The organism is Pseudomonas sp. GW821-FHT04C07, assembly GCF_059420325.1.
The window spans coordinates 147,410-169,320 of the sequence record NZ_JBWKTM010000010.1; the positions used below are offsets into that span (position 1 = coordinate 147,410).

The following is a 21,911-nucleotide window of genomic DNA, read 5'->3' on the forward strand; positions in this document are numbered from 1 at the left end:
AGGCAGTCCTTAATCAGAGTCATTGCGGGCTTTGCGGCTCGGTCACGCCGGGTGCGGGGACCGGGGTCGGTTGTTCGGGAGTCAACACGGGAGCAGCCTGCGGAGTGCTGCTATCAGCAGGCACCACAGGCGCCGGGCTCGAAGCCTCTGGCACCTCCTGATTCGTTATCGGCGCAGGACTGGATCGATAATCAGCGCGCCGCTTGAGCTGGAACTCGCGCACTGCATTATTGTGCGCATCCAGGTCGTCGGAGAACACATGACTGCCATCACCACGAGCCACAAAATACAAACTGTTACCCGGCACCGGATTCAACGCTGCATGGATCGCTTCGCGCCCAACCATCGCAATCGGAGTCGGTGGCAACCCCGGGATCATGTAAGTGTTGTAAGGCGTCGCCTCACGCAAATGCGCACGGGTCAATTTACCGTTGTAGCGCTCGCCCAAACCGTAGATCACCGTAGGATCGGTTTGCAGCAACATGCCAATCTGCATGCGCCGCACGAAGACACCGGCAATCTGCCCACGCTCCTGCGGTACACCGGTTTCCTTCTCCACCAGCGAAGCCATGATCAGCGCTTGATAGGGCTCAGTGTACGGTGCGTCAGCCGCGCGCTTGCTCCATTCTTTGGCGAGAACATCATCCAGACGCTCGTAGGCTTTTTCCATCAGTTCCGCATCGGTCATGCCACGGACAAAACGGTAGGTATCCGGAAAGAACCGTCCTTCGGGAAACACGCCTGCATGACCGAGCTTGTTCATCACTTCGCTATCGCTCAAGCCGGTGAAGGTCTGTTCAAGTTTTTCCTGCTTGGCCAAGGCTGCGCGTACCTGACGAAAATTCCAGCCTTCGACCAGGGTCAGGCTGTACTGCACCACTTCGCCACGCTGCCACAGGCCGATCAGACCCTGGGCGCTCATGCCCGGCGTCATGCGGTACTCGCCACCATGCAGCGGTTGTCCGTCGAGATTCAGCCGCCAGTACAGCCGCAGCCAAAAGGAGTCCTGCAGGACGCCGTCGGCCTGCAGGCGATTGAAGGTTCCGCTCGGTGTCGAACCGGGCGGTACATCAAGCAATTGTTCGTGTGCCAGGTTGAGCGGCTGCTCCAGCGCCGAGTTCAGCTTCCAGGCCGAAGCACCCAGCACCAGTCCCGCCAGAACCAGTCCGGCTTCCAGCAGCAGCAAGAATTTACGTCTCACAAATCAAGCATCCAGTAGCGCGCGGGCAATGCCTTGCAGTTTACGGGTGAGTGGCCCAACCGGCCAGCTCAACGCTGCATAAGCGCGTACCGGCCAAACGCCGTACACGCTATTGCAGACGAAGACTTCGTCGGCCTGTTGCAGCTGGTCGAGACTGATCTCGGTAATCTCTGTGGGAATACCCAGCGACCTGGCTTGAAACAATAATTCAGCTCGCATCACGCCAGCGACGCCGCAGCGACTCAAGTCAGCCGTCAGCAGTCTGTTATCGCGCACCAGAAACAGGTTGCTGAACACCCCTTCGATCACGCGTCCGGAAACGTCCAGCATCAAACCTTCGGCATGCTCGGCATCATGCCACTCGGAGCGGGCGATGACCTGCTCCAGACGATTCAGGTGCTTGAGCCCGGCGAGCAAGGGCTGCTCGCCAAGTCGCGTAGCGCAGGGAAAAAGGCGAATACCCTGCTGACCATAGGCAGGCGGGTATGCCGCAGGCGGATTGCCTTGCAGAATCCGTCGAGCTTGAGCAGCCGGATCGGCAGCGTAGCCGCGCAGACTGTCGCCACGGGTGAGGATCAACTTGAGCACACCCTCGCCCAAGGCTGCGGCATAAGCCAACAGCTCGCTGCGGATCAATGAGTGATCCGCAGCGATGGCCAGACGCGAACAGCCCTCGGCCAGACGCTGCAAATGCCGATCCAGCAGCAATGGCTGGCCGGCCTTGACGGCGATCGTCTCGAACAGACCATCACCGTAGGCCAGGCCACGATCTTTGAGCGACAGAGCGTCAGCCGGCTGACCGTCGACCCAGCCCTGCATCAACCGGCGAACCGGCGGAACACCAGGGAACCGTTGGTACCGCCAAACCCGAACGAGTTGGACAGCACGACATCGATATCCATGTCACGTGCGGTATGCGGCACGAAATCAAGGTCGCAGCCTTCATCCGGCTCATCCAGGTTGATGGTCGGCGGCGCGACCTGCCCGTTGATCGCCAGCACACTGAAGATCGCCTCGACAGCACCAGCAGCACCCAGCAGGTGCCCGGTCATGGACTTGGTCGAACTGACGGCCAGCTTGTAGGCGTGCTCACCGAAGACAGTCTTGATCGCCTGGACTTCCGCCAGGTCACCGGCTGAAGTCGATGTGCCATGGGCATTGATGTACTGCACTTGATCAATGTTCAGCCTGGCATCACGCATAGCGTTTGTAATGCAGCGCGCCGCGCCCGCGCCATCGGCTGGCGGCGACGTCATGTGATAAGCGTCGCCGCTCATGCCAAAGCCGATCAACTCGGCATAAATGGTCGCACCACGAGCCTTGGCGTGTTCCAGCTCCTCGAGCACCAGGGCACCGGCACCGTCGGAAAGCACGAAGCCGTCACGGCCCTTGTCCCATGGACGGCTGGCGCGGGTCGGCTCGTCGTTGCGAGTCGACAACGCACGGGCAGCACCGAAGCCGCCCATACCGAGACCGCAGGCGGCCATCTCGGCACCGCCGGCAATCATCACATCGGCTTCGCCGTAAGCAATGTTGCGCGCCGCCATGCCGATGCAGTGCGTACCGGTGGTACAGGCTGTCGAAATGGCGTAATTAGGCCCTTGGGTACCCAGATGGATAGACAGGAAACCGGAAATCATATTGATGATCGAGCCAGGCACGAAGAACGGAGAAATCCGTCGCGGGCCTTGCTCATGCAACGTGCGGCTGGTTTCTTCGATATTGGTCAGACCGCCAATACCCGAACCGATGGCCACACCGATACGCTCACGGTTGGCGTCGGTCACTTCCAGACCGGAGTTACGTACCGCCTGAAACCCGGCAGCCAGACCGTACTGAATGAACAGGTCAAGTTTGCGAGCTTCTTTTACCGACAGGTATTCCTCGACATTGAAGCCCTTTACCGAGCCGCCAAAACGGGTGGAATAGGCAGAAAGGTCGGTGTGTTCGATCAGACCAATGCCACTACGGCCAGCCAGAATGCCCTGCCAGCTGCTCGGTACATCCGTGCCCAGTGGCGACAACATACCCATACCGGTGACTACGACGCGTCTACGCGACACAGCACTCTCCTTCTTCTAATGACGACACTTTGTATCAGGTCTAAAGAAAAAACCGCACGCCATGATGGCAGTGCGGTTTTTCCATGACAGCAAGCGACGACTACAAACTATTAAGCCTGATGGCTGGTAACGTAGTCGATAGCAGCTTGAACGGTAGTGATCTTCTCGGCTTCTTCGTCAGGAATTTCGGTCTCGAATTCCTCTTCCAGAGCCATCACCAGCTCAACGGTGTCAAGGGAGTCGGCACCCAGGTCTTCTACGAAGGAAGCAGTGTTCACAACTTCTTCTTCTTTAACGCCCAGTTGCTCAGCAACGATTTTCTTGACGCGCTCTTCGATGGTGCTCATACCTTGTTTTCACTCCTAATGGACAAATTCAGGCAGCTGGCCAGTGGGTAAGTGTATAGAAAGGCTTTTCAGCTTTTCAACTGAAAGCTTCACTCCTCAAACCCAGCCAGCCATCTGCCTATAAATAGATTGCAGCTTTATAACGGATTTTAGACAGCTCGTATGACATTTTTTTGAAGCAAACCGTCACATTTAACTCATGTACATCCCGCCGTTCACCGGGATTGTAGCCCCAGTAACGTAAGCCGCACCGTCCGAAGCCAGAAAAGCGACCACTTGCGCAATCTCTTGAGCTTGCCCCAGACGGCCCAGCGGAATTTGCGTCAGCAAAGCTTCACGCTGTGCCTCAGGCAATTCGCGGGTCATATCGGTATCGATGAACCCGGGAGCCACCGAGTTTACCGTAATCGACCGCGAGCCGACTTCACGCGCCAGAGCACGACTGAAGCCTTCCAGTCCTGCCTTGGCCGCTGCGTAGTTTACTTGGCCTGCGTTGCCCATGGCACCCACAACCGAGCCGATACTGATAATTCGCCCCCAACGCGCCTTGGTCATGCCGCGCAGAACACCCTTGGACAGGCGGAACAGACTGTTCAGGTTGGTATCGACGACATCATGCCATTCGTCATCTTTCATGCGCATCATCAGATTATCGCGGGTAATACCGGCGTTATTGACCAGAATCGCCGGCGCACCGAACTGCTCCTGAATGCTCGCCAGTACTGCAGCCACGGACTCGTCGCTGGTGACATTGAGTTCCAGACCTGTGCCTTGAATACCGTTTTCTTTCAGGGTCGCAGCAATACGCTCGGCGCCCGAAGCGGAAGTTGCAGTGCCGATGACTACGGCACCCAGACGACCCAATTCAAGAGCAATAGCTTGACCAATACCGCGGCTGGCACCGGTAACCAGTGCAACTTTACCTTGCAGACTCATGCAGGCTTCTCCTAATTCAAGCCAGCGCTGCACGAGCGGCAGCGAAAGCATCTGGGGTATTCAGATTAGAGGTCGATACGCCTTCGGCGCAGCGCTTGTTCAGGCCGGCCAACACTTTGCCAGGACCGCATTCGACCAGCTGGGTGGCGCCATTGGCAGCCAGGCACTGGACAGACTCGACCCAACGTACCGGCTTGTAGAGCTGCTCAAGCAGATCACGCTTGAGTGTCTCAAGATCCGCCGCAATACTGGCGCTGACGTTCTGCACCAACGGGATTTGCGGAGCCTGCCAGTTGATCGCAGCGATCGACTCAGCGAAACGCTCGGCAGCCGGACGCATCAATTCGCAGTGGGATGGCACGCTGACCGGCAACGGCATCGCTCGCTTGGCACCACGCGCCTTGCAACCCTCGATGGCGCGCTCGACAGCTGCCCTGGCACCTGCGATCACAACCTGACCCGGCGAGTTGAAGTTGACCGCGCTGACCACTTCACCCTGCGCCGCTTGCGCACAGGCCGCCAGCACATCGGCATCGTCCAGACCGAGAATCGCGGCCATGCCGCCCTGCCCGGCCGGTACGGCCTCTTGCATCAACTGACCGCGACGCTCCACCAGCTTCACAGCATCGCCCAGGCTCAGGCTGCCAGCCGCGACCAGCGCGCTGTATTCGCCCAGGCTATGACCTGCGACATAGGCCGGGCGCGCACCACCTTCAGCCAGCCACAGGCGCCACAACGCGACGGACGCAGTGAGAATGGCCGGTTGGGTTTTATCGGTTTGATTGAGCTGTTCTTCCGGCCCTTGCTGGGTCAGTGCCCACAGGTCATAGCCCAGAGCATCGGAAGCTTCTTTGAATGTTTCAAGGACCAACGGGTATTGCGCGCCCAACTCGGCCAGCATGCCGAGGGACTGCGAACCCTGTCCTGGAAAGACGAATGCGAGGGATGCAGACATGTAACAAGCCCCTAATGATCTTGTCGTCGGAGAATTGACGTCCCCTATAAAGGACACAAAAAACTGACAGTTGGATGACTGATTGAACTAAGCGGTCACATTTAAGCATTCTCGAGCGAAAACGCCTAAAGCAACAGATCCTCGAGACGACCGTGCAAGCGCTCCGGCAGGTTTTCCTGGATCTCGATCACGGCCCGCTGAATCGCACTTTGGAACCCCTGCACCCCCGCCGAGCCATGGCTTTTCACAACGATGCCCTGCAAACCGAGAAAGCTCGCACCATTGTGCCGCGCAGGCGCCAGATCAGCCTGCAAGCGTCGCATCAACGGTAGCGCCAACGCACCGACCATTCGCGATACCACGCTCTGCCTGAACAACGCTTCAATTCGCGCCGCAATCATGGTCGCCAGGCCTTCGCTGGACTTGAGCAGGATATTGCCGACGAAACCGTCGCAGACCACGACATCCGCCTCACCACGGTACAACCCATCCCCCTCTACGAAGCCGATGTAGTTCATGCCGCGGGCATTTTGAAGCAGACTCGCCGCCAGCTTGACCTGCTGATTACCCTTGATGTCTTCGGTACCGATATTCAGCAATGCCACCCGCGGACGGACAATACCCAGCGTTTCAGCCGCAACCGACCCCATCACCGCAAATTGCAGAAGATGCTCGGCACTGCAATCGACGTTAGCCCCCAGATCGAGCAACTGGCAATAACCGCGCTGGGTCGGAATGGCTGCAACCATCGCCGGACGATCAATACCCGGCAGGGTTTTCAGCACATAGCGCGATAACGCCATAAGCGCACCCGTATTGCCAGCACTGACGCACGCCTGAACCTTGCCATCTCGCAACAACTCAAGCGCCACACGCATCGAGGAGTCCGGCTTGCCGCGCAGGGCTTGCGATGGCTTTTCATCCATGGCGATCACTTGCGTGGCCGACACGATATTCAAGCGCGCGCGATCCACAGCCGACTGGCTGGCAATCAGTTCTTCTAAAAGGGGGAGTTGACCGACAAGGGTCAGGTGCAGCGAGGGCGTAGCAGACAGACAAGCAAGGCTGGCCTGAACAATGCTGCGGGGACCGAAGTCCCCGCCCATTGCGTCAATCGCGATGACTTGAGCGGACAAGGATTACTCGTCAGCGCCCTTGTCGATCACTTTACGACCACGGTATACGCCTTCTGGCGATACGTGGTGACGCAGGTGAACTTCACCGGTGGTTTTTTCTACAGACAGGGTGCTAGCCTCGAGAGCATCGTGGGAACGACGCATGTCACGGGCAGAGCGGGATTTTTTGTTCTGCTGAACAGCCATAATTGATTAACTCCTAAACGTTTGGGTCACGCTTTAACTGCGCCAATACACTGAACGGGTTGGACCGCGTTACCTCGTCCTCGCTCGGTTCGGGCTCATCGAGACCCGCCGGCTGCTGGCATTCTTCCGGATGATGAGCAGGCACAATGGGCAAGGCGAGCAAAAGCTCCTCCTCGATCAGTGACTGCAGATCCAAAGGATCTTCGCCCAGTTCCAGCACGTCATAACCTTTCGGCAACGACTGGGTATTCGCACCCTCTTTCACCACAGCATAACTGCATTCGCTGTGGATCGGCAGGGTGACCAGCTCAAGACAACGCTGGCAAACCATTTTGACTTCGACATCGATAAAACTGTGGATAACCACAGATTTACGCTCATCTCGCTCAAAAACGAATTTAGCCTGCACCGTACCGACAGTATCGGAAAGCGGGTCGCAGAGTCTCTCCAAATCGGCCAGCAGCAGTTCACCTTGAAGGGTGGTGCCACGATCAGCCAATTTGCGCGGGTCAACGTGAGGTGGAATCGGGTCATTCAACATAGGCGCAGCATTATAGGGATGCCCCCGGCCATGTCAAAGGAAATTCAACCCTGTCCGCCACTTGGAAGCCTCGCTAGAATCCACGACTATCATCAGGAGAACCGCATGCTGCCTTTATTACTTGCTTCAAGCTCGGCCTATCGTCGTGAATTGCTGGCCCGCTTGCAACTGGCATTTACCTGCAGCTCACCGAATATCGACGAAAGCCACCGCCCGGGCGAGCCCGCCATCGACCTGGTCAAACGTCTGGCCAAAGAGAAAGCCCAGGCTCTGAGCAGCAGCCATCCCGCCCACCTGATCATCGGCTCCGACCAGGTCGCCGTGCTGGACGGCCAGATCATCGGCAAGCCACACACCTTCGAAAAAGCCCGGGAACAACTATTGGCCGCCAGCGGTGCCAGCGTGACCTTTCTGACCGGCCTGGCACTGCTCAACAGCCAGACTGGCCACTGCCAGGTCGACTGCATACCCCTCACCGTTCACATGCGCACACTCGATCAAGCACGTATCGAGCGCTACCTGCTCGCCGAACGGCCCTACGACTGCGCAGGCAGCTTCAAAGCCGAAGGATTGGGCGTGAGCCTGTTTCGGAGCACCGAAGGCAGTGACGCCACCAGCCTGATCGGCCTGCCGCTGATCCGCCTGGTCGATATGCTGCTGGCCGAGGGCGTGCAAATCCCTTGAATTGGCGCCCTACCCCACAGCCACTGGCGAAGCCTGCGTTCGACCGCGAAGCACTCACCAATCCAGATAACACGAAGCTAACCACCTGCGCTCAACTATAAAAAAACCGGCCACGTGAGCCGGTTTTTATGCTGCGCGTTAATCAGCGCAATGTCGGCCCCTGAAAACCCATCCACATTGCCAAGTGCTCGGCAACGCTGGCTCCGAGCTTTTTCGAGAAGCGATCGAATGTCGACTCCTGAATCGTGAAGTCAACCAGCTCTTTCTCACCAATCACATCCCGCGCCACTGAGCTCGCACTCCCCAGCCCATCGATCAAGCCCAACTCCAGCGCCTGCTCACCCGACCACACCAGGCCAGAGAACAGCTCAGGATGCTCCTTGTCCTTGAGCCGGTCGCCACGCCCCTGCTTGACGCTGGCGATGAACTGGCGATGGGTCGTGTCCAGCACACCCTGCCAGAATTGGGTTTCCTCAGGCTTTTGCGGCTGGAACGGATCGAGGAACGACTTGTGCTCGCCAGAGGTATACGTCCGACGCTCGACACCAAGCTTCTCCATCGCCCCTACAAAACCATAACCCGCCGCCGTCACACCGATGGAGCCAACCAGACTGGCCTTGTCGGCGTAGATCTGATCCGCAGCACTGGCGATGTAATACGCGCCAGAAGCCCCCAGGTCCGAGATCACCGCATAGACCTTGATCTCAGGATGCAGGCCGCGCAAACGACGAATCTCGTCATAGACATAACCCGACTGCACTGGACTGCCACCCGGACTATTGATCCGCAGCACCACGCCCTTGACCTTCGAATCGTCAAAAGCAGCCCGCAAGCCACCGACAATATTGTCAGCACTGGCGGGCTCCTTGTCGGCAATCATGCCGCTCACATCAATCAGAGCCGTGTAGCCAGAGCCACGCGTTGCGCTTTTTTCCACGTCCATCAGCGGTGTAAACAACGCCATCGCCGCAAACAGATAAACGAAGGTCAGCAGCTTGAAGAAAATCCCCCAGCGCCGCGAGCGCCGTTGCTCTTGCACGCCGGCCAAAAGGGTCTTTTCAAGCAGCTTCCAGCTTTTCTCGTCACTGCCTTCGGCACTCGCCTCGCTTGGCGCCTTCCACTCATCCTTCATACCATTTACCCCAGCAAAAACTTAATTGGCCCGCCGGCTCAGCCAGGCGTGCAGCTCAGAAAAATGATCAATGGCCAGACGTGGCTCGAACACACGCAGGGCATCCATCGATTGAGCACCATAGCTGACCGCAACCGAATCCATACCGGCATTGCGCGCCATCAACAGATCGAACGAAGAGTCGCCCACCATCAACGCCTGCTCGGGACCGACTTCGCAATGGGCGAGAATCTGCTCCAGCATCAACGGATGTGGCTTGCTCGCAGTTTCGTCGGCAGCACGAGTGATATCGAAATAATCCTCCCACCCATGAGACTTCAGCACTCGATCCAAACCTCGACGGGCTTTGCCAGTGGCCACAGCCAGGCGATATCCCTCGCAACGAAAAGCTTCGAGAGACTCGACCACACCGGCAAAGAGTGGCGAAGGCTCGGCCTCGAGCGCAATGTAGTGATCCGCGTAGCGCTGACGGAACGCAACCAGGTCAGCGTCGCCGATTTCCGGGTACAAGGTGCGGATCGCCTCCGGCAAACCCAGACCGATGATGCCTTTGACGGCAAAATCGTCTCGCGGCGGCAAATCCGCTCGCGCAGCCGCTACCTGCATTGCCTCGACAATTCGACCAATGGAGTCGGCCAAGGTGCCATCCCAATCAAAGATCAGTAGCTTGTAATCAGCTAGCACTCAGACGCTCCACGGTCCTGGCCCACATTTCGTCCACCGGCGCCTGCAGTTTGAGTTCGCCGCCATCAGGCAACGGCACGGTCAGCATGTAGGCGTGGAGGAAAAGGCGCTTGCCGCCCATCTCGCGAATCTCTTTACTGAAGTCCTCATCGCCGTATTTGCTGTCACCGGCAATGCAGTGCCCGGCATGCAAGGTGTGCACGCGAATCTGGTGGGTCCTGCCAGTGACAGGCTTGGCTTCGATCATCGTGGCGAATTCACCGAAACGGCGCAGCACCTTGAAGACCGTGAGAGCCTCCTTGCCCTCCTCATTGACTTCAACCATGCGCTCGCCGGAGCGCAGGTTGCTCTTGAGCAACGGCGCACGAACCTGCTTGATCGATGTCGCCCAGTTACCGCGGACCAGCGCCATGTAGCGCTTATCGACGCCATCACCACGCAAAGCGGTGTGCAGGTGGCGCAACATGCTGCGTTTTTTCGCGATCATCAGCAGGCCGGAAGTGTCCCGATCCAGGCGATGGACCAACTCCAGCTCTTTAGCATCGGGCCGCAACTGACGGAAGGCTTCGATAACCCCGAAGTTCAGACCGCTACCGCCGTGGACCGCAATGCCGGCCGGCTTGTTGATCACAATCAGCGCCTTGTCTTCAAAGACAATCGACGCTTCAAGGCGCTGCAACAAACCCTGAGCCACAGGTACCGGCTCGTCGCGCTCAGGCACACGTACAGGTGGCACACGGACAATATCGCCCGCCTGCAGCTTGTATTCGGGCTTGATCCGCCCCTTGTTCACGCGCACTTCGCCTTTACGCAAAATGCGGTAAATCAAGGTTTTAGGCACGCCTTTAAGCCGAGCGAGCAGGAAATTATCGATTCGTTGGCCGGCATATTCCGGCGAGACCTCAAGCAGCTGGACGCTGGGGGTCAGGGGGGCAGTAGTCGTCATGCCGGGAATGATAACAATTTTTATGGATTTGAAGCACTTAATGATTGCTGCTATAGTCGCGAACGCCGCCAAAAGCGGCCTGGGCAGCGGACCAACGGTCGAAGACCGACCCTGACCAACGCAATTCATCAGGACGCAAGGCCGTCCTACGGGGCTTTCGCTACAATTATGGAAGGTTCGCGATTGTAACAAGCGCAGGTGACATGAGGCCTGAAGCGAGCGCAAGAAGCAGAGTGATTACTCGTCTTTTGCGCCGATATTCACGGCCAGTTCACAAAGTGCAGTCGATCTCGAATGAGCCTGAGCGAAGGCTTCGGAAACACCGCCTAAATTAGCCATGATGCGTGACCTCCCCTTTCGGAGCTCACGGTAAATGCCAACCCGCTGCGGATTCTGCGCGCGGCAGCACCCGAATTATCAGGGATACGTGTAGGGTGGAGATGCACAACCGTCGGACTGTGTAGCACTAGGCTTATATTTAGACGCTTCATCTCGTCCACCGTCGCCGGTTGATTCCTCCTCCTGACTGAGTGCTTAAGTAGCCACAGCAAGCAGGACGCGTACGTCGCGACTCCGGCCCAATTGGTCGAACCTCGCTAGACACTGGAGTGTCCAACCACTCCTGACGCACCTGACACCGACCGTGAGAAGTCGTGTGTGCCGAACGCCGTTTCCGGCAGCCCGGAAACCGACGGTACTACATGAAAAGAATGCTGATTAACGCAACTCAACCCGAAGAGTTGCGTGTTGCACTGGTAGATGGCCAGCGCCTCTACGACCTGGATATCGAATCCGGTGCACGCGAGCAGAAAAAGGCCAACATCTATAAAGGCCGGATTACTCGCATCGAACCAAGCCTTGAGGCTGCCTTTGTCGATTTCGGCTCTGAGCGCCACGGCTTCCTGCCACTCAAAGAAATCTCCCGCGAATACTTCAAGAAAGCCCCCGAAGGCCGCGTCAACATCAAGGACGTCCTGAGCGAAGGCCAGGAAGTCATCGTCCAGGTCGAAAAAGAAGAACGTGGCAACAAGGGCGCAGCCCTGACCACCTTCATCAGCCTGGCCGGTCGTTATCTGGTTCTGATGCCGAACAACCCGCGTGCCGGCGGTATCTCCCGTCGTATCGAAGGTGAAGAGCGCAACGAACTGCGTGAAGCCCTGAACGGTCTGGTTGCTCCAGCCGATATGGGTCTGATCGTGCGCACTGCCGGCCTTGGCCGCAGCAGCGAAGAAATGCAGTGGGACCTCGATTACCTGCTGCAACTCTGGACCGCCATCAAAGAAGCCTCGCTGGATCGCTCCGCACCATTCCTGATCTATCAGGAAAGCAACGTGATCATCCGCGCCATCCGCGACTACCTGCGCCAGGACATCGGCGAAGTGCTGATCGACAGCATCGAAGCCCAGGACGAAGCCCTGACCTTCATCCGTCAGGTGATGCCGCAGTACGCCAGCAAGATCAAGCTGTACGAAGACAGCGTACCGCTGTTTAACCGTTTCCAGATCGAAAGCCAGATCGAGACCGCCTTCCAGCGCGTCGTTGAACTGCCTTCCGGCGGCTCCATCGTTATCGATCCGACCGAAGCCCTGGTGTCCATCGACATCAACTCGGCGCGCGCCACCAAAGGCAGCGACATCGAAGAAACCGCTCTGCAGACCAACCTTGAAGCTGCCGAAGAGATCGCCCGTCAGTTGCGCCTGCGTGACATCGGCGGCCTGATTGTCATCGACTTCATCGACATGACCCCAGCCAAGAACCAGCGCGCCGTGGAAGAAAAAGTCCGCGAATGCCTGGAAGCCGACCGCGCTCGCGTACAGGTCGGTCGTATCTCGCGCTTCGGCCTGCTGGAAATGTCCCGTCAGCGCCTGCGTCCATCCCTGGGTGAAAGCAGCGGTATCGTCTGCCCACGCTGCAGCGGCACCGGCATCATCCGTGATGTTGAATCGCTGTCGCTGGCGATCCTGCGCCTGATCGAAGAAGAAGCCCTGAAAGACCGCACCGCCGAAGTTCGTGCCCAAGTGCCGATCCCGGTCGCTGCGTTCCTGCTCAACGAAAAACGCAACTCGATCACCAAGATCGAACTGCGCACCCGTGCACGCATCGTCATTCTGCCGAACGATCACCTCGAAACGCCTCACTTCGAAGTTCAGCGTCTGCGCGATGACAGCCCGGAAGCTCACGTCGGTCAGTCCAGCTACGAAATCGCCGCTGCCGCTGCCGAAGTAGAAGAAGTTCAGCCGGTCGCCGCTACCCGCACCCTGGTTCGCCAGGAAGCCGCGGTGAAAACCGCTCCGGCACGCGCCAATGCTCCAGTTCCGGTTGAAGCCCCCGCCGCACCTGTTGCTGCGCCAGTCCACGTCGCCGAACCAAGCCTGTTCAAAGGTCTGGTGAAGTCGCTGGTCAGTCTCTTCGCTACCAAAGAAGAACCTGCCGCTCCGGTCGTGGTTGAAAAGCCAGTCACCGAACGCCAGCCGCGCAACGAAGAGCGCCGCACCGGTCGTCAGCAGAGCCGCAGCCGTAACGGTCGTCGCGACGAAGAGCGCAAGCCGCGCGAAGAACGTGCACCTCGTGAAGAACGTGCACCTCGTGAAGAGCGCGCGCCTCGTGAAGAACGTGCACCCCGCGAAGTCCGTGAAGAAGTAGCGGCCGTAGCAGCTCGTGAAGAACGTGCACCACGCGCTCCGCGTGAAGATCGTGCCCCACGTGCTCCGCGTGAAGATCGCAAACCGCGCGAAGCTCGTGAAGATCGCCCGGTTCGTGAGCTGCGCGAGCCGCTGGATGCAGCTCCAGCCGCAGTTGCCGAAGAGCGCCCTGCCCGCGCCCCACGCGAAGAGCGTCAACCGCGCCCACCGCGTGAAGAACGTCAACCACGTGTCGAGCAGGCTGCTGTCGCCGTTAGCGAAGAAGAACTGCTGCCGAACGAAGAACAACTGCAGGATGACGGTCAGGAGAGCGCCGAAGGCGATCGTCCACGCCGCCGCTCCCGTGGCCAGCGTCGTCGCAGCAACCGTCGTGAGCGTCAACGTGATGCCAACGGCAATGTGATCGAAGGCTCGGAAGAGACCGAAGAAAGCAGCGAAGAACCAAGCGGCGCCGCTCTGGCTGCCGGTCTGGCCGTTACCGCGGCTGTTGCCAGCACTGTGATCAGCGCCCCAGCTGAAGCTCAGGCTCATCAGCAAGCAGAACGTGCTACTGCCGTCACGCTGGAAACTGCTTCGGTTGAAGCGCCAGTGGTTGAAGCGACCACTGCTATTGAAACGCCTGCCGCTCCTGCCGTTGAAGTTGCTCCGGTTCGTGAAGCACTCGTTGCCGAGCAAGCCGTTGTAGCTGAACAGCCAGTCGTCGCCGCAGAACCTGCGTTCGAAGCTCCGGTTGCTGAAAAAGCCTTTGAGCCGACTTATGACGCTCCAACCCCGTTCGACCGCATCGCTGAATCGGTTGTCGTTGAAGCTCCAGCTCCAACTCCAGCTCCAGTCGCTGAAGTGGTAAGCGCCGAGCCAGTGGTTGCGGCTCCGGTTGAAGCGCCAGTGGTTGCCGCAGTGGCGGAGCCGGTGGTCGAAGCCGCACCGGCAAGCGCCCTGACCGCAAGTGGTCGTGCGCCGAACGATCCACGTGAAGTGCGTCGTCGCAAGCGTGAAGCCGAGAGTCTGCAGAAAGAAGCCGAACTGGCTGCAGCTGCTGCACCTGTAGAAGCTGTGATTGCTGCCGAGCCTGCTCCGGTTGTCGCTGAAGTGGCCAAGCAAGCAGCTGTTGAACCTGCCCCGACCATCGACGAAAACCTGCATTCCGTCGAAGAAGTGGTAGAGCAAAAACCCAAAGCCCTGGAAGAAGAGCACGAGCCTAAACCCCTCGCCTGATTCCAACGGCTGTTAAAAAGCCCCGCCTGCTAACGCAGGCGGGGCTTTTTTATGTTTCAGTGATGCGGTGTTTCAGGCATTCCGTGTATTCGTTCATCGCGGGCAAGCCCGGCTCCTGCAGGAGACCGCGCGCCCCTGTAGGAGCCGGGCTTGCCCGCGAAGGCAGTTTAATCACCAACGGAGATTCGGAGTTTAAGTAAAAACCAACGCCGCCGGCACATCCACATCCCACAACACACCAGGATCGTCCACCGGCACTTCCAGCACCCTGGCCGAGGCAAACAAGGGTTTCGCCCCACGATCACCGGACAGACTCATCAAGGCGGCGCCAAACGAGCGCCCAAACCCCACCGGATGACCATATTCAGCGCCATGCACCGGAACACTGATGGCTTCGTCCTGAACCCCCTCCACCACTCGCTGGATACTCGACGACAAGATAAATGGCATATCCCCCAACACCACCAGCCAGCCACCCGAATCGGGACTGGCCGCAACGCCTGCCGCGATGCTGTCACCCATGCCAGCAGCGTCCAGCAGCAACACCTGGCAGCCATAAGCCTGCGCCAGCCGATTCACTTCAGGTCGATTAGCTGTCGTCACCAGCAGCCGCTCACCCAGGCCAGGAGGCAGGCTCAACAACACCTGCTCAATGACCGGTCGAACGACACCGTCACGACCTTCGCACAATGCCAGCAACTTATCCTGTTCAGCACCGGCAACTTGCCGGTAGCGATTGCCCGGCCCTGCGGCAAGCACGATGGCGCATATCGGGGCCTTCAAACCACAGCCTCGCCCAAGGACTTCTTCTGCGGCAGATCAACGCCGTTTTTGATCGCAACAATCTCCGACATCAGCGACAAAGCAATCTCCGCAGGTGTGTGACTGCCAATATGCAAACCAATCGGACCATGCAAGCGGTCTATAGCGTGTTCGGTCAGCCCAAGCACAGCGAGGTTTTCCCGACGCTTCTGGCTATTGACCCGCGACCCCAGCGCACCGACATAAAACGCTTGAGAATTGAGTGCCGTGAGCAGTGCCATATCGTCCAGACGCGGATCATGGGTCAAGGCGACAATCGCCGTGCGCTCGTCGGTTTCGATGCTCAGCACAGCGTCATCCGGCATGCCCGGCACGAAGCGGCCGTGCTGCTCTTCCCAGCCATAGACAAACTCTTTGCGTGGATCACAGATCAGCACCTCGAAATCCAGCAGCCGCGCCATCTCCGCGACATAACGGGACAGCTGACCAGCGCCGATCAACAGCAGCCGCCAACGCGGACCGTAGATTGCGCGCAACGTCTTGCCGTCAAAGCTCAACACATCGCTCTTGCCTGCCGCGTGGAGAACGACCTCGCCGGTGAGCAGATTCAACTCCCGCGCGACAATCTCATGAGCCTCGCAACGCGCCAACAACTCAGCCACCCAGGCCGGATCACCGACTCGCTCTTCGGTCAGCCGCAAAGTGCCACCGCACGGCAAACCAAAACGCGCGGCCTCCTCGCGGCTGACGCCGTAGGTCACCAACTGGACTGACGGCCCATCCGCTGGCAAACGGCCATCGTGCAAGCGGGCAATCAGGTCGTCCTCGATACAGCCACCGGAGACAGAACCGATTACCACGCCGTCTTCACGCAAGGCCAGCATCGCGCCGGGGGGCCGGGGCGCACTGCCCCAGGTCTGGACCACACTGTAGAGCACCACTCTCTGCCCGGCGCGACGCCATAGCAGCACGCTGCGTAAAACATTCAGGTCGACACTGTCCATCAGGCTTTGGCCTGCTGCCAGCCTTGCAACTGGTAGCGAACCGGCAGACTGCGAATACGCTTTCCTGTCGCGGCAAAGATCGCATTGCACAGTGCCGGAGCGATTGGCGGCACGCCCGGCTCACCGACGCCGCCCAATGGCACGTTACCCACAGGCGTAACCAGATGCACGGCGACTTCCTTCGGTGCAAGGTCCATGCGCGCCACCTCGTACATGTGGAAATTGTCCTGCTGGACCTTGCCGTCCTTGAAACTGATCTCCCCCAGCACGGCGTTGCCCAGGCCCATCACACAAGCGCCTTCAAACTGTGAGCGAATCCGCTCAGGGTTGATCTGCGGACCACAATCCACCGCGATATCAGCCTTGTGCACGATCAGCGAGCCGTCGTTTTTGACTTCGACCTCAATCACCGCCGCCACGTAGGTAACAAAACTGTAATGCACCGCCAGACCCAAACCACGTCCTTTGGGCAATTGACGGCCCCAACCGGCAGCCTTGGCCGCGGTTTCCAGGACGCCGCGCAAACGCGCGGTATCGATCGGATAATGCTCGGGGGATTCGCCATAATTCCACTCTTCGCTCAAGGTGCGCGGATCAATCTGGCGATCCGGGCCAAGCAGCTTGAGTTGGTATTTCAGCGGATCCTGCCCGGCCAGATGCGCCAGTTCGTCGACAAAGCTCTGAATGGCAAAGCCATGGGGAATGTTCGACACCGAACGATACCAGCCAACCCGGGTATGGGCGGCCGCTTCAGGGTTTTCCAGGCGCACATTGGGAATGGCATAGGCCATGTTGGTAAAGCCCATGCCCAGTTCGAACGCGCCTTCGTGGTTCATGCCCGGAGCGAACAGCGCGGTGATGCTCGGTGCCACAGTGCGGTGTAGCCAGCCGGACGGCATGCCGTCCTTGTTCAGGCCGGCCTTGAGGTACTCGGCCGATGCGGTGTGGAAGTAGGAACAGTGAATGTCGTCCTCCCGGGTCCATTGCACCCGCACCGCTTTGCCCGGAAAAGCCTTGGCCAGGATCGCCGCTTCGAGGATGAAGTCGGGTTTGGATTTGCGACCGAAGCCGCCGCCAAGCAGCGTGACGTTGACCGTGACTTTTTCGAAGGGAATGCCCAGGCGCTCAGCGATGCGCTCGCGCGTCACTTGCGGTGCCTGACTCGGCGCCCAGGCCTCGCAGCGGCCGGCGTTGAAGCGAGCGATGGCGACCATCGGTTCCATCGGTGATTGCGCCAGATGCGGCAAGTAGTAAGCCGCTTCCAGGCTGCTGTCAGCGCTATCCATAGCCTCGTCGATGTTGCCGATGTTCCTCACCACTTTGCCCGGTTTCAAGGCTGCGGCTTCCAACTCCTTACGATAGGCAATCGAGTCGTAACCGGCATTGACGCCATCATCCCACTCGATCTTCAGCGCCTCGCGGCCCTTTATTGCAGCCCACGTGTTGCTGGCTATCACCGCAACACCGCCCAACGGCTGAAACTCCGATGGCAGCGGACGGCTTTCGATTTGCATGACCTTGATCACGCCCGGGACTTTCATCGCCGCACTGCCATCGAAGGATTTGACCTTGCCGCCATAGACAGCTGGCCGTGCCACGGTGGCAAACAACATGCCTTCGAAATGCACGTCGGCGCCATAAACGGCACGACCGTTGACAATGTCCACACCGTCTATGGCGCGCGTGGCCTCTTTACCGATGTAGCGAAATTCCGAAGGCTGCTTGAGGCGCAGACTGTCACGCGTCGGCACCGCCAGCGCACTGGCAGCAGCCGCCAGTGCGCCGTAACTCAGTTCTCGACCACTGGGTTGGTGAATCACTTTATGCAATTGCGCACGGCACTCGGCCACCGGTACTTTCCATTGATCGGCCGCTGCTTGTTCAAGCATGGTCCGGGCGGCGGCACCGCAGCGGCGCATCGGCTCGTACCAATGACGCATGCTGCGTGACCCGTCGGTGTCCTGGTTGCCGAAGCGCACTTCATCACCCGGCGCCTGATGGACCTTCACCAACGTCCAATCAGCGTCCAGTTCGTCAGCGACCACCATGCTGAGGCTGGTGCGCACGCCCTGGCCCATTTCCGAGCGGTTGCAAACCACCGTCACACTGCCATCGGCGGCAATGCTGACGTAGACCTTGGGATCATCGATCCAGCCATTGGGCATGCCGTCGGCGCCGAACTTCTTCTCTTCGGCAAACGCGTCCTGCCAACCCCAACTGGCTGCCAGCACCAGCGCGCTCGCGGCACCGACACCTTTGAGAAAGCCACGACGGCTGAGGTTGCTCAGGGCAAAGTCATTCGGCAACTGGCTCATGCCTTGGCCTCCCGCAAATGAGTGGCTGCCTGACGGATGGCGGTTTTGATCCGGTTATACGTGCCACAGCGGCAAATATTACCGACCATCGCCTCCTCGATCTGTTCGTCGCTGGGATTGGGATTGACCTTGAGCAAGGCCGTGGCAGACATGATTTGCCCACCCTGGCAGAACCCGCATTGCGCGACCGCCGTCTCCAGCCAGGCTTGCTGAACCACTTGCCCGACCGGGTCGCTGTGGAGGTTGTCGATGGTGCTGATGTGCTGGCCGGTCACCGAGCCGATTGGCGTAATGCAACTGCGTGCCGGTGAGCCATCGATATGGATGGTGCAGGCACCGCACAGGCCCATGCCGCAGCCGAACTTAGTGCCGCTGTAACCCGCCACATCGCGAATAGCCCAGAGCAGCGGCATATCCTCAGTGACATCCAACTGGTGATCCTTACCATTGAGTTTCAGGGTAATCATGGGCGCGCCCGCATATATTCTTGGTTATGGGGTCGAGCAATCTGCCGCGTGATGCAGCGTACTGGTGCATGCAGATCAACTCAGGCTAATCGGCTCTCTGATGAAAACAGCCGGGTTTTCATCGGGTCTTACCTGGAAGCAAAGAGATGGAACAAAGAGATACATCGTTAGGAGGCTAAGTTAAACCAGCATTAACAAAAAAGCCCTGCATACACGAAAGGTATGCAGGGCTCTGGATTCAGATTTCAAGCGAATCTCAATACTGATTGGGCTCCATTTCCAGATGAACCTTGAAGCGTTCGGCAATGTCTTTCTGGATTCGTTGCGCAAGGTGCAAAAGCTCCAGCCCGGTCGCCGCGCCGTAATTGACCAGCACCAGGGCCTGAAGCCGATGAACACCGGCATCAGCCTCTCGAAAACCCTTCCAGCCAGCTCGCTCGATCAACCAGCCAGCCGCCAGTTTCATTTGCCCGTCAGCTTGTGGATAAGCCACCAGATCGGGGTATTCGCTTTTAAGCTCAGCGACCAAAGCCGCTGCCACCAACGGGTTCTTGAAAAAGCTGCCGGCATTACCGAGCACCGCCGGATCAGGAAGCTTCTCGCCGCGAATACTGCAAATGGCCTGACTGACATCGCTGGCAGTCGGATGGCTGATGCCCTGTTCAGTCAAGCGCTGGCGAACCGGGCCGTATTCGAGGTGCAGATGCTCGACGCGACTCAAGGCGAAGCGCACCCGCAGAATCAACCAACGCCCGGCCTCCTGCTTGAACAGGCTGTCGCGGTAGGCGAATTTGCACTCCTGCCGGCTGAAATCCCGCAGCTCGCCAGTCTGACGGTCCAGCGCGGTCAACCCGGCAAACACGTCCTTGATCTCGACACCGTAGGCACCGATGTTCTGCATCGGCGCGGCACCGACCGTACCGGGGATGAGACTGAGGTTCTCCAGACCGGAGAAACCCTGCTCCAGGGTCCATTGCACGAACGGGTGCCAGGTTTCACCCGCCTCAGCCTCAACGACAACCGTGCTGCCGTCGTCGCTCAACAGGCGAATACCTCGCGTGGCCATGCGCAGCACCAGCGCCTGAATATCTGCGGTGAGCAACAGATTGCTGCCGCCGCCGATCACCAGCAGAGGCAATGCGTGTTTAGCCGCATAAGCCAACCCTTGGCGGACATCGGCGTCGCTATGAGCCTCGGCGAACACCTGCGCACGGACATCGACACCAAAGGTGTTGAACGGTTTGAGAGAAACCTGCGTTTGCAGTTGCAAGGTCATAACCGCCCCTTCAATTCGATCACCAGCAAATCACTGGCACGCTCGATCAAGTCCAGCACCTGCTCGAAACCCTGATCACTGTCGTAATAGGGATCCGGCACTTCATCCACCGGGGATTCATAGCGACGCAGGAACAGGTCCAGCTCAGCCCTGCTGCTGGCCGGCTGCATGGCTTTGAGGTTGCGCAGATTGCTCTGGTCCATCGCCAGAATCAGGTCATAGGTGGCGAAGTCGGCACGGCTCACTTGTTGGGCACGCTGGGCGGACAAATCGTAGCCACGCAACTTCGCGGCCGCTTGGCTGCGTTTGTCCGGCGCCTTGCCGACATGCCAGTCGGCGGTGCCGGCGGAGGCAACTTCCACCTGATCCGCCAGCCCGGCCTCACGCAACTTGCGGCGCAGCACGCCTTCGGCCGTGGGCGAGCGACAAATATTGCCCAGGCAGACAAACAGAACCCGCATCAAGCCTCCAGCAGGCGCCGAACGCGCTCAAGGTCTTGCGCGGTATCGACACCCGCCGGCGGTGCTTCCAGAGCATCGTCAACGTGAATCCGCACGCCATGCCAGAGTGCGCGCAACTGCTCCAGGCACTCAGTGTTTTCCAGCCAGCACGGGCCCCAACTGACGAAGTCATGGAGGAAACCGGCACGGTAGGCGTAGATCCCGATATGTCGACGGTAAGGCACGCCGGCCGGCAATTGCTCCTGGCTCCTGGCGAAGTCATCCCGTGCCCAAGGCAAAGTGGCGCGGCTGAAGGTCAGCGCCAGGCCATTGAGGTCGCTGACGACTTTGACCACATTGGTATTGAACAGGGTTTCAACGTCTTCTATCGGTTCGGCCAGCGTCGACATACGCGCTTCGGGATGGGCTGCCAGATTGGCTGCAACCTGATCGATCACCGTTGGCGGAATCATGGGTTCATCACCCTGCACGTTGACCACGATGGCGTCCGCGGCCAGACCCAGCTTCGTGGCCACCTCAGCCAGACGATCGGTACCGGAGTTATGATCCTCGCGGGTCAACACCACTTCGGCACCGAATGCCTTGCAGGCTTCGACGATGCGCGCATCATCGGTGGCCACCACCACCCGCTGGGCGCTGCTCTTGCAGGCCTGTTCCCAGACGTGCTGGATCATCGGCTTGCCGGCGATCATTTGCAGCGGCTTACCGGGCAGACGTGTGGAGGCGTAACGGGACGGAATGACGACGGTGAAGACTGTGGTCATTTATCCAGTCGCTCGTCAGCGCTGAGGGTACGGGCTTCACTTTCGAGCATTACTGGAATGCCATCACGAATCGGATAGGCCAGACCGGCGCCTTTGCTGATCAGCTCGGTTTTATCGGCACTGAGCTTTAGCGGACCTTTGCAGACCGGGCAGGCAAGGATGTCGAGCAATTTGGTGTCCATGAGAATTCCCTG

At 59.0% G+C, this 21,911-nt stretch carries 22 protein-coding genes; 2 read left to right on the forward strand and 20 right to left on the reverse strand.

Annotated elements, in window-relative coordinates:
* Positions 1-19: 19 nt before the first annotated feature.
* The 9 genes from mltG to AC07UI_RS19250 form a co-directional block, all read right to left on the reverse strand.
* Entirely contained in the window at positions 20-1,201 is a 1,182-nt protein-coding gene (mltG, locus tag AC07UI_RS19210; protein ID WP_494993995.1) for an endolytic transglycosylase MltG, read from the reverse strand.
* Positions 1,202-1,204: 3 nt separating this feature from the next.
* A complete protein-coding gene (pabC, locus tag AC07UI_RS19215; RefSeq protein ID WP_494993996.1) occupies positions 1,205-2,020 on the reverse strand; it encodes an aminodeoxychorismate lyase in 816 nt (271 codons plus the stop codon).
* Entirely contained in the window at positions 2,020-3,264 is a 1,245-nt protein-coding gene (gene fabF, locus AC07UI_RS19220) for a beta-ketoacyl-ACP synthase II (protein WP_494993997.1), read from the reverse strand. The genes pabC and fabF overlap by 1 nt, the downstream gene beginning before the upstream one ends.
* Before the next feature lie 110 nt (positions 3,265-3,374).
* Entirely contained in the window at positions 3,375-3,611 is a 237-nt protein-coding gene (acpP, locus tag AC07UI_RS19225) for an acyl carrier protein (RefSeq protein WP_003175607.1), read from the reverse strand.
* A gap of 192 nt (positions 3,612-3,803) precedes the next feature.
* Complete coding sequence (fabG, locus tag AC07UI_RS19230) at positions 3,804-4,547, reverse strand: 3-oxoacyl-ACP reductase FabG (protein ID WP_494993998.1); 744 nt, start codon at positions 4,545-4,547, stop codon at positions 3,804-3,806.
* A 16-nt stretch (positions 4,548-4,563) separates the two neighbouring features.
* Positions 4,564-5,502, reverse strand: a complete 939-nt coding sequence (fabD, locus tag AC07UI_RS19235; RefSeq protein ID WP_494993999.1) for an ACP S-malonyltransferase — start codon at positions 5,500-5,502, stop codon at positions 4,564-4,566.
* 125 nt (positions 5,503-5,627) lie between these two features.
* The gene (plsX, locus tag AC07UI_RS19240; RefSeq protein ID WP_494994000.1) at positions 5,628-6,638 is read right to left on the reverse strand and encodes a phosphate acyltransferase PlsX; all 1,011 of its coding nucleotides are present in this window, start codon (positions 6,636-6,638) and stop codon (positions 5,628-5,630) included.
* Positions 6,639-6,641: 3 nt separating this feature from the next.
* The gene (gene rpmF / locus AC07UI_RS19245; RefSeq protein WP_003179396.1) at positions 6,642-6,824 is read right to left on the reverse strand and encodes a 50S ribosomal protein L32; all 183 of its coding nucleotides are present in this window, start codon (positions 6,822-6,824) and stop codon (positions 6,642-6,644) included.
* 13 nt (positions 6,825-6,837) lie between these two features.
* The gene (locus AC07UI_RS19250; RefSeq protein ID WP_494994001.1) at positions 6,838-7,365 is read right to left on the reverse strand and encodes a YceD family protein; all 528 of its coding nucleotides are present in this window, start codon (positions 7,363-7,365) and stop codon (positions 6,838-6,840) included.
* Between the two features lie 105 nt (positions 7,366-7,470).
* On the opposite strand from AC07UI_RS19250, the gene AC07UI_RS19255 reads away from it, so the two are divergent.
* Positions 7,471-8,049 (forward strand): Maf family protein, encoded by a 579-nt coding sequence (locus tag AC07UI_RS19255; protein ID WP_494994002.1) that lies wholly within the window; start codon positions 7,471-7,473, stop codon positions 8,047-8,049.
* A gap of 142 nt (positions 8,050-8,191) precedes the next feature.
* Here AC07UI_RS19255 and sppA read toward each other — a convergent pair whose 3' ends face one another.
* Genes sppA through rluC form a run of 3 tightly spaced genes read right to left on the reverse strand, consistent with a single transcriptional unit; the run spans position 8,192 to position 10,811 of the window.
* Entirely contained in the window at positions 8,192-9,181 is a 990-nt protein-coding gene (gene sppA / locus AC07UI_RS19260; protein WP_494994003.1) for a signal peptide peptidase SppA, read from the reverse strand.
* A 21-nt stretch (positions 9,182-9,202) separates the two neighbouring features.
* A complete protein-coding gene (locus tag AC07UI_RS19265) occupies positions 9,203-9,865 on the reverse strand; it encodes an HAD-IA family hydrolase (protein ID WP_494994004.1) in 663 nt (220 codons plus the stop codon).
* On the reverse strand, positions 9,855-10,811 hold the full coding sequence (gene rluC / locus AC07UI_RS19270; RefSeq protein ID WP_494994005.1) for a 23S rRNA pseudouridine(955/2504/2580) synthase RluC: 957 nt from the start codon (positions 10,809-10,811) through the stop codon (positions 9,855-9,857). The genes AC07UI_RS19265 and rluC overlap by 11 nt, the downstream gene beginning before the upstream one ends.
* A 701-nt stretch (positions 10,812-11,512) precedes the next feature.
* Here rluC and rne point away from each other — a divergent pair.
* The gene (gene rne / locus AC07UI_RS19275; RefSeq protein WP_494994006.1) at positions 11,513-14,668 is read left to right on the forward strand and encodes a ribonuclease E; all 3,156 of its coding nucleotides are present in this window, start codon (positions 11,513-11,515) and stop codon (positions 14,666-14,668) included.
* Between the two features lie 192 nt (positions 14,669-14,860).
* Here the strand turns inward: rne and AC07UI_RS19280 are convergent, their stop codons facing one another.
* The 8 genes from AC07UI_RS19280 to AC07UI_RS19315 all read right to left on the reverse strand — a co-directional run bounded on the left by AC07UI_RS19280 (position 14,861) and on the right by AC07UI_RS19315 (position 21,899).
* Positions 14,861-15,451, reverse strand: a complete 591-nt coding sequence (locus tag AC07UI_RS19280; RefSeq protein ID WP_494994007.1) for a nucleotidyltransferase family protein — start codon at positions 15,449-15,451, stop codon at positions 14,861-14,863.
* A complete protein-coding gene (locus tag AC07UI_RS19285) occupies positions 15,448-16,434 on the reverse strand; it encodes an XdhC family protein (RefSeq protein WP_494994008.1) in 987 nt (328 codons plus the stop codon). Before AC07UI_RS19285 ends, AC07UI_RS19280 begins: the two co-directional genes overlap by 4 nt.
* Positions 16,434-18,749 carry a xanthine dehydrogenase family protein molybdopterin-binding subunit gene (locus tag AC07UI_RS19290; protein WP_494994009.1) on the reverse strand — a complete coding sequence of 772 codons (2,316 nt, stop codon included), beginning with the start codon at positions 18,747-18,749 and terminating at the stop codon, positions 16,434-16,436. The genes AC07UI_RS19285 and AC07UI_RS19290 overlap by 1 nt, the downstream gene beginning before the upstream one ends.
* Positions 18,746-19,216, reverse strand: coding sequence for a (2Fe-2S)-binding protein (locus AC07UI_RS19295; protein WP_494994010.1), 471 nt, complete (start codon positions 19,214-19,216; stop codon positions 18,746-18,748). Before AC07UI_RS19295 ends, AC07UI_RS19290 begins: the two co-directional genes overlap by 4 nt.
* A 256-nt stretch (positions 19,217-19,472) precedes the next feature.
* Positions 19,473-20,492: a UDP-N-acetylmuramate dehydrogenase gene (murB, locus tag AC07UI_RS19300; protein WP_494994011.1), complete on the reverse strand. Its 1,020-nt coding sequence runs from the start codon at positions 20,490-20,492 to the stop codon at positions 19,473-19,475.
* On the reverse strand, positions 20,489-20,953 hold the full coding sequence (locus tag AC07UI_RS19305; protein ID WP_494994012.1) for a low molecular weight protein-tyrosine-phosphatase: 465 nt from the start codon (positions 20,951-20,953) through the stop codon (positions 20,489-20,491). Before AC07UI_RS19305 ends, murB begins: the two co-directional genes overlap by 4 nt.
* On the reverse strand, positions 20,953-21,717 hold the full coding sequence (kdsB, locus tag AC07UI_RS19310) for a 3-deoxy-manno-octulosonate cytidylyltransferase (protein WP_494994013.1): 765 nt from the start codon (positions 21,715-21,717) through the stop codon (positions 20,953-20,955). Before kdsB ends, AC07UI_RS19305 begins: the two co-directional genes overlap by 1 nt.
* On the reverse strand, positions 21,714-21,899 hold the full coding sequence (locus AC07UI_RS19315; protein ID WP_494994014.1) for a Trm112 family protein: 186 nt from the start codon (positions 21,897-21,899) through the stop codon (positions 21,714-21,716). The genes kdsB and AC07UI_RS19315 overlap by 4 nt, the downstream gene beginning before the upstream one ends.
* Between the last annotated feature and the right edge of the window lie 12 nt (positions 21,900-21,911).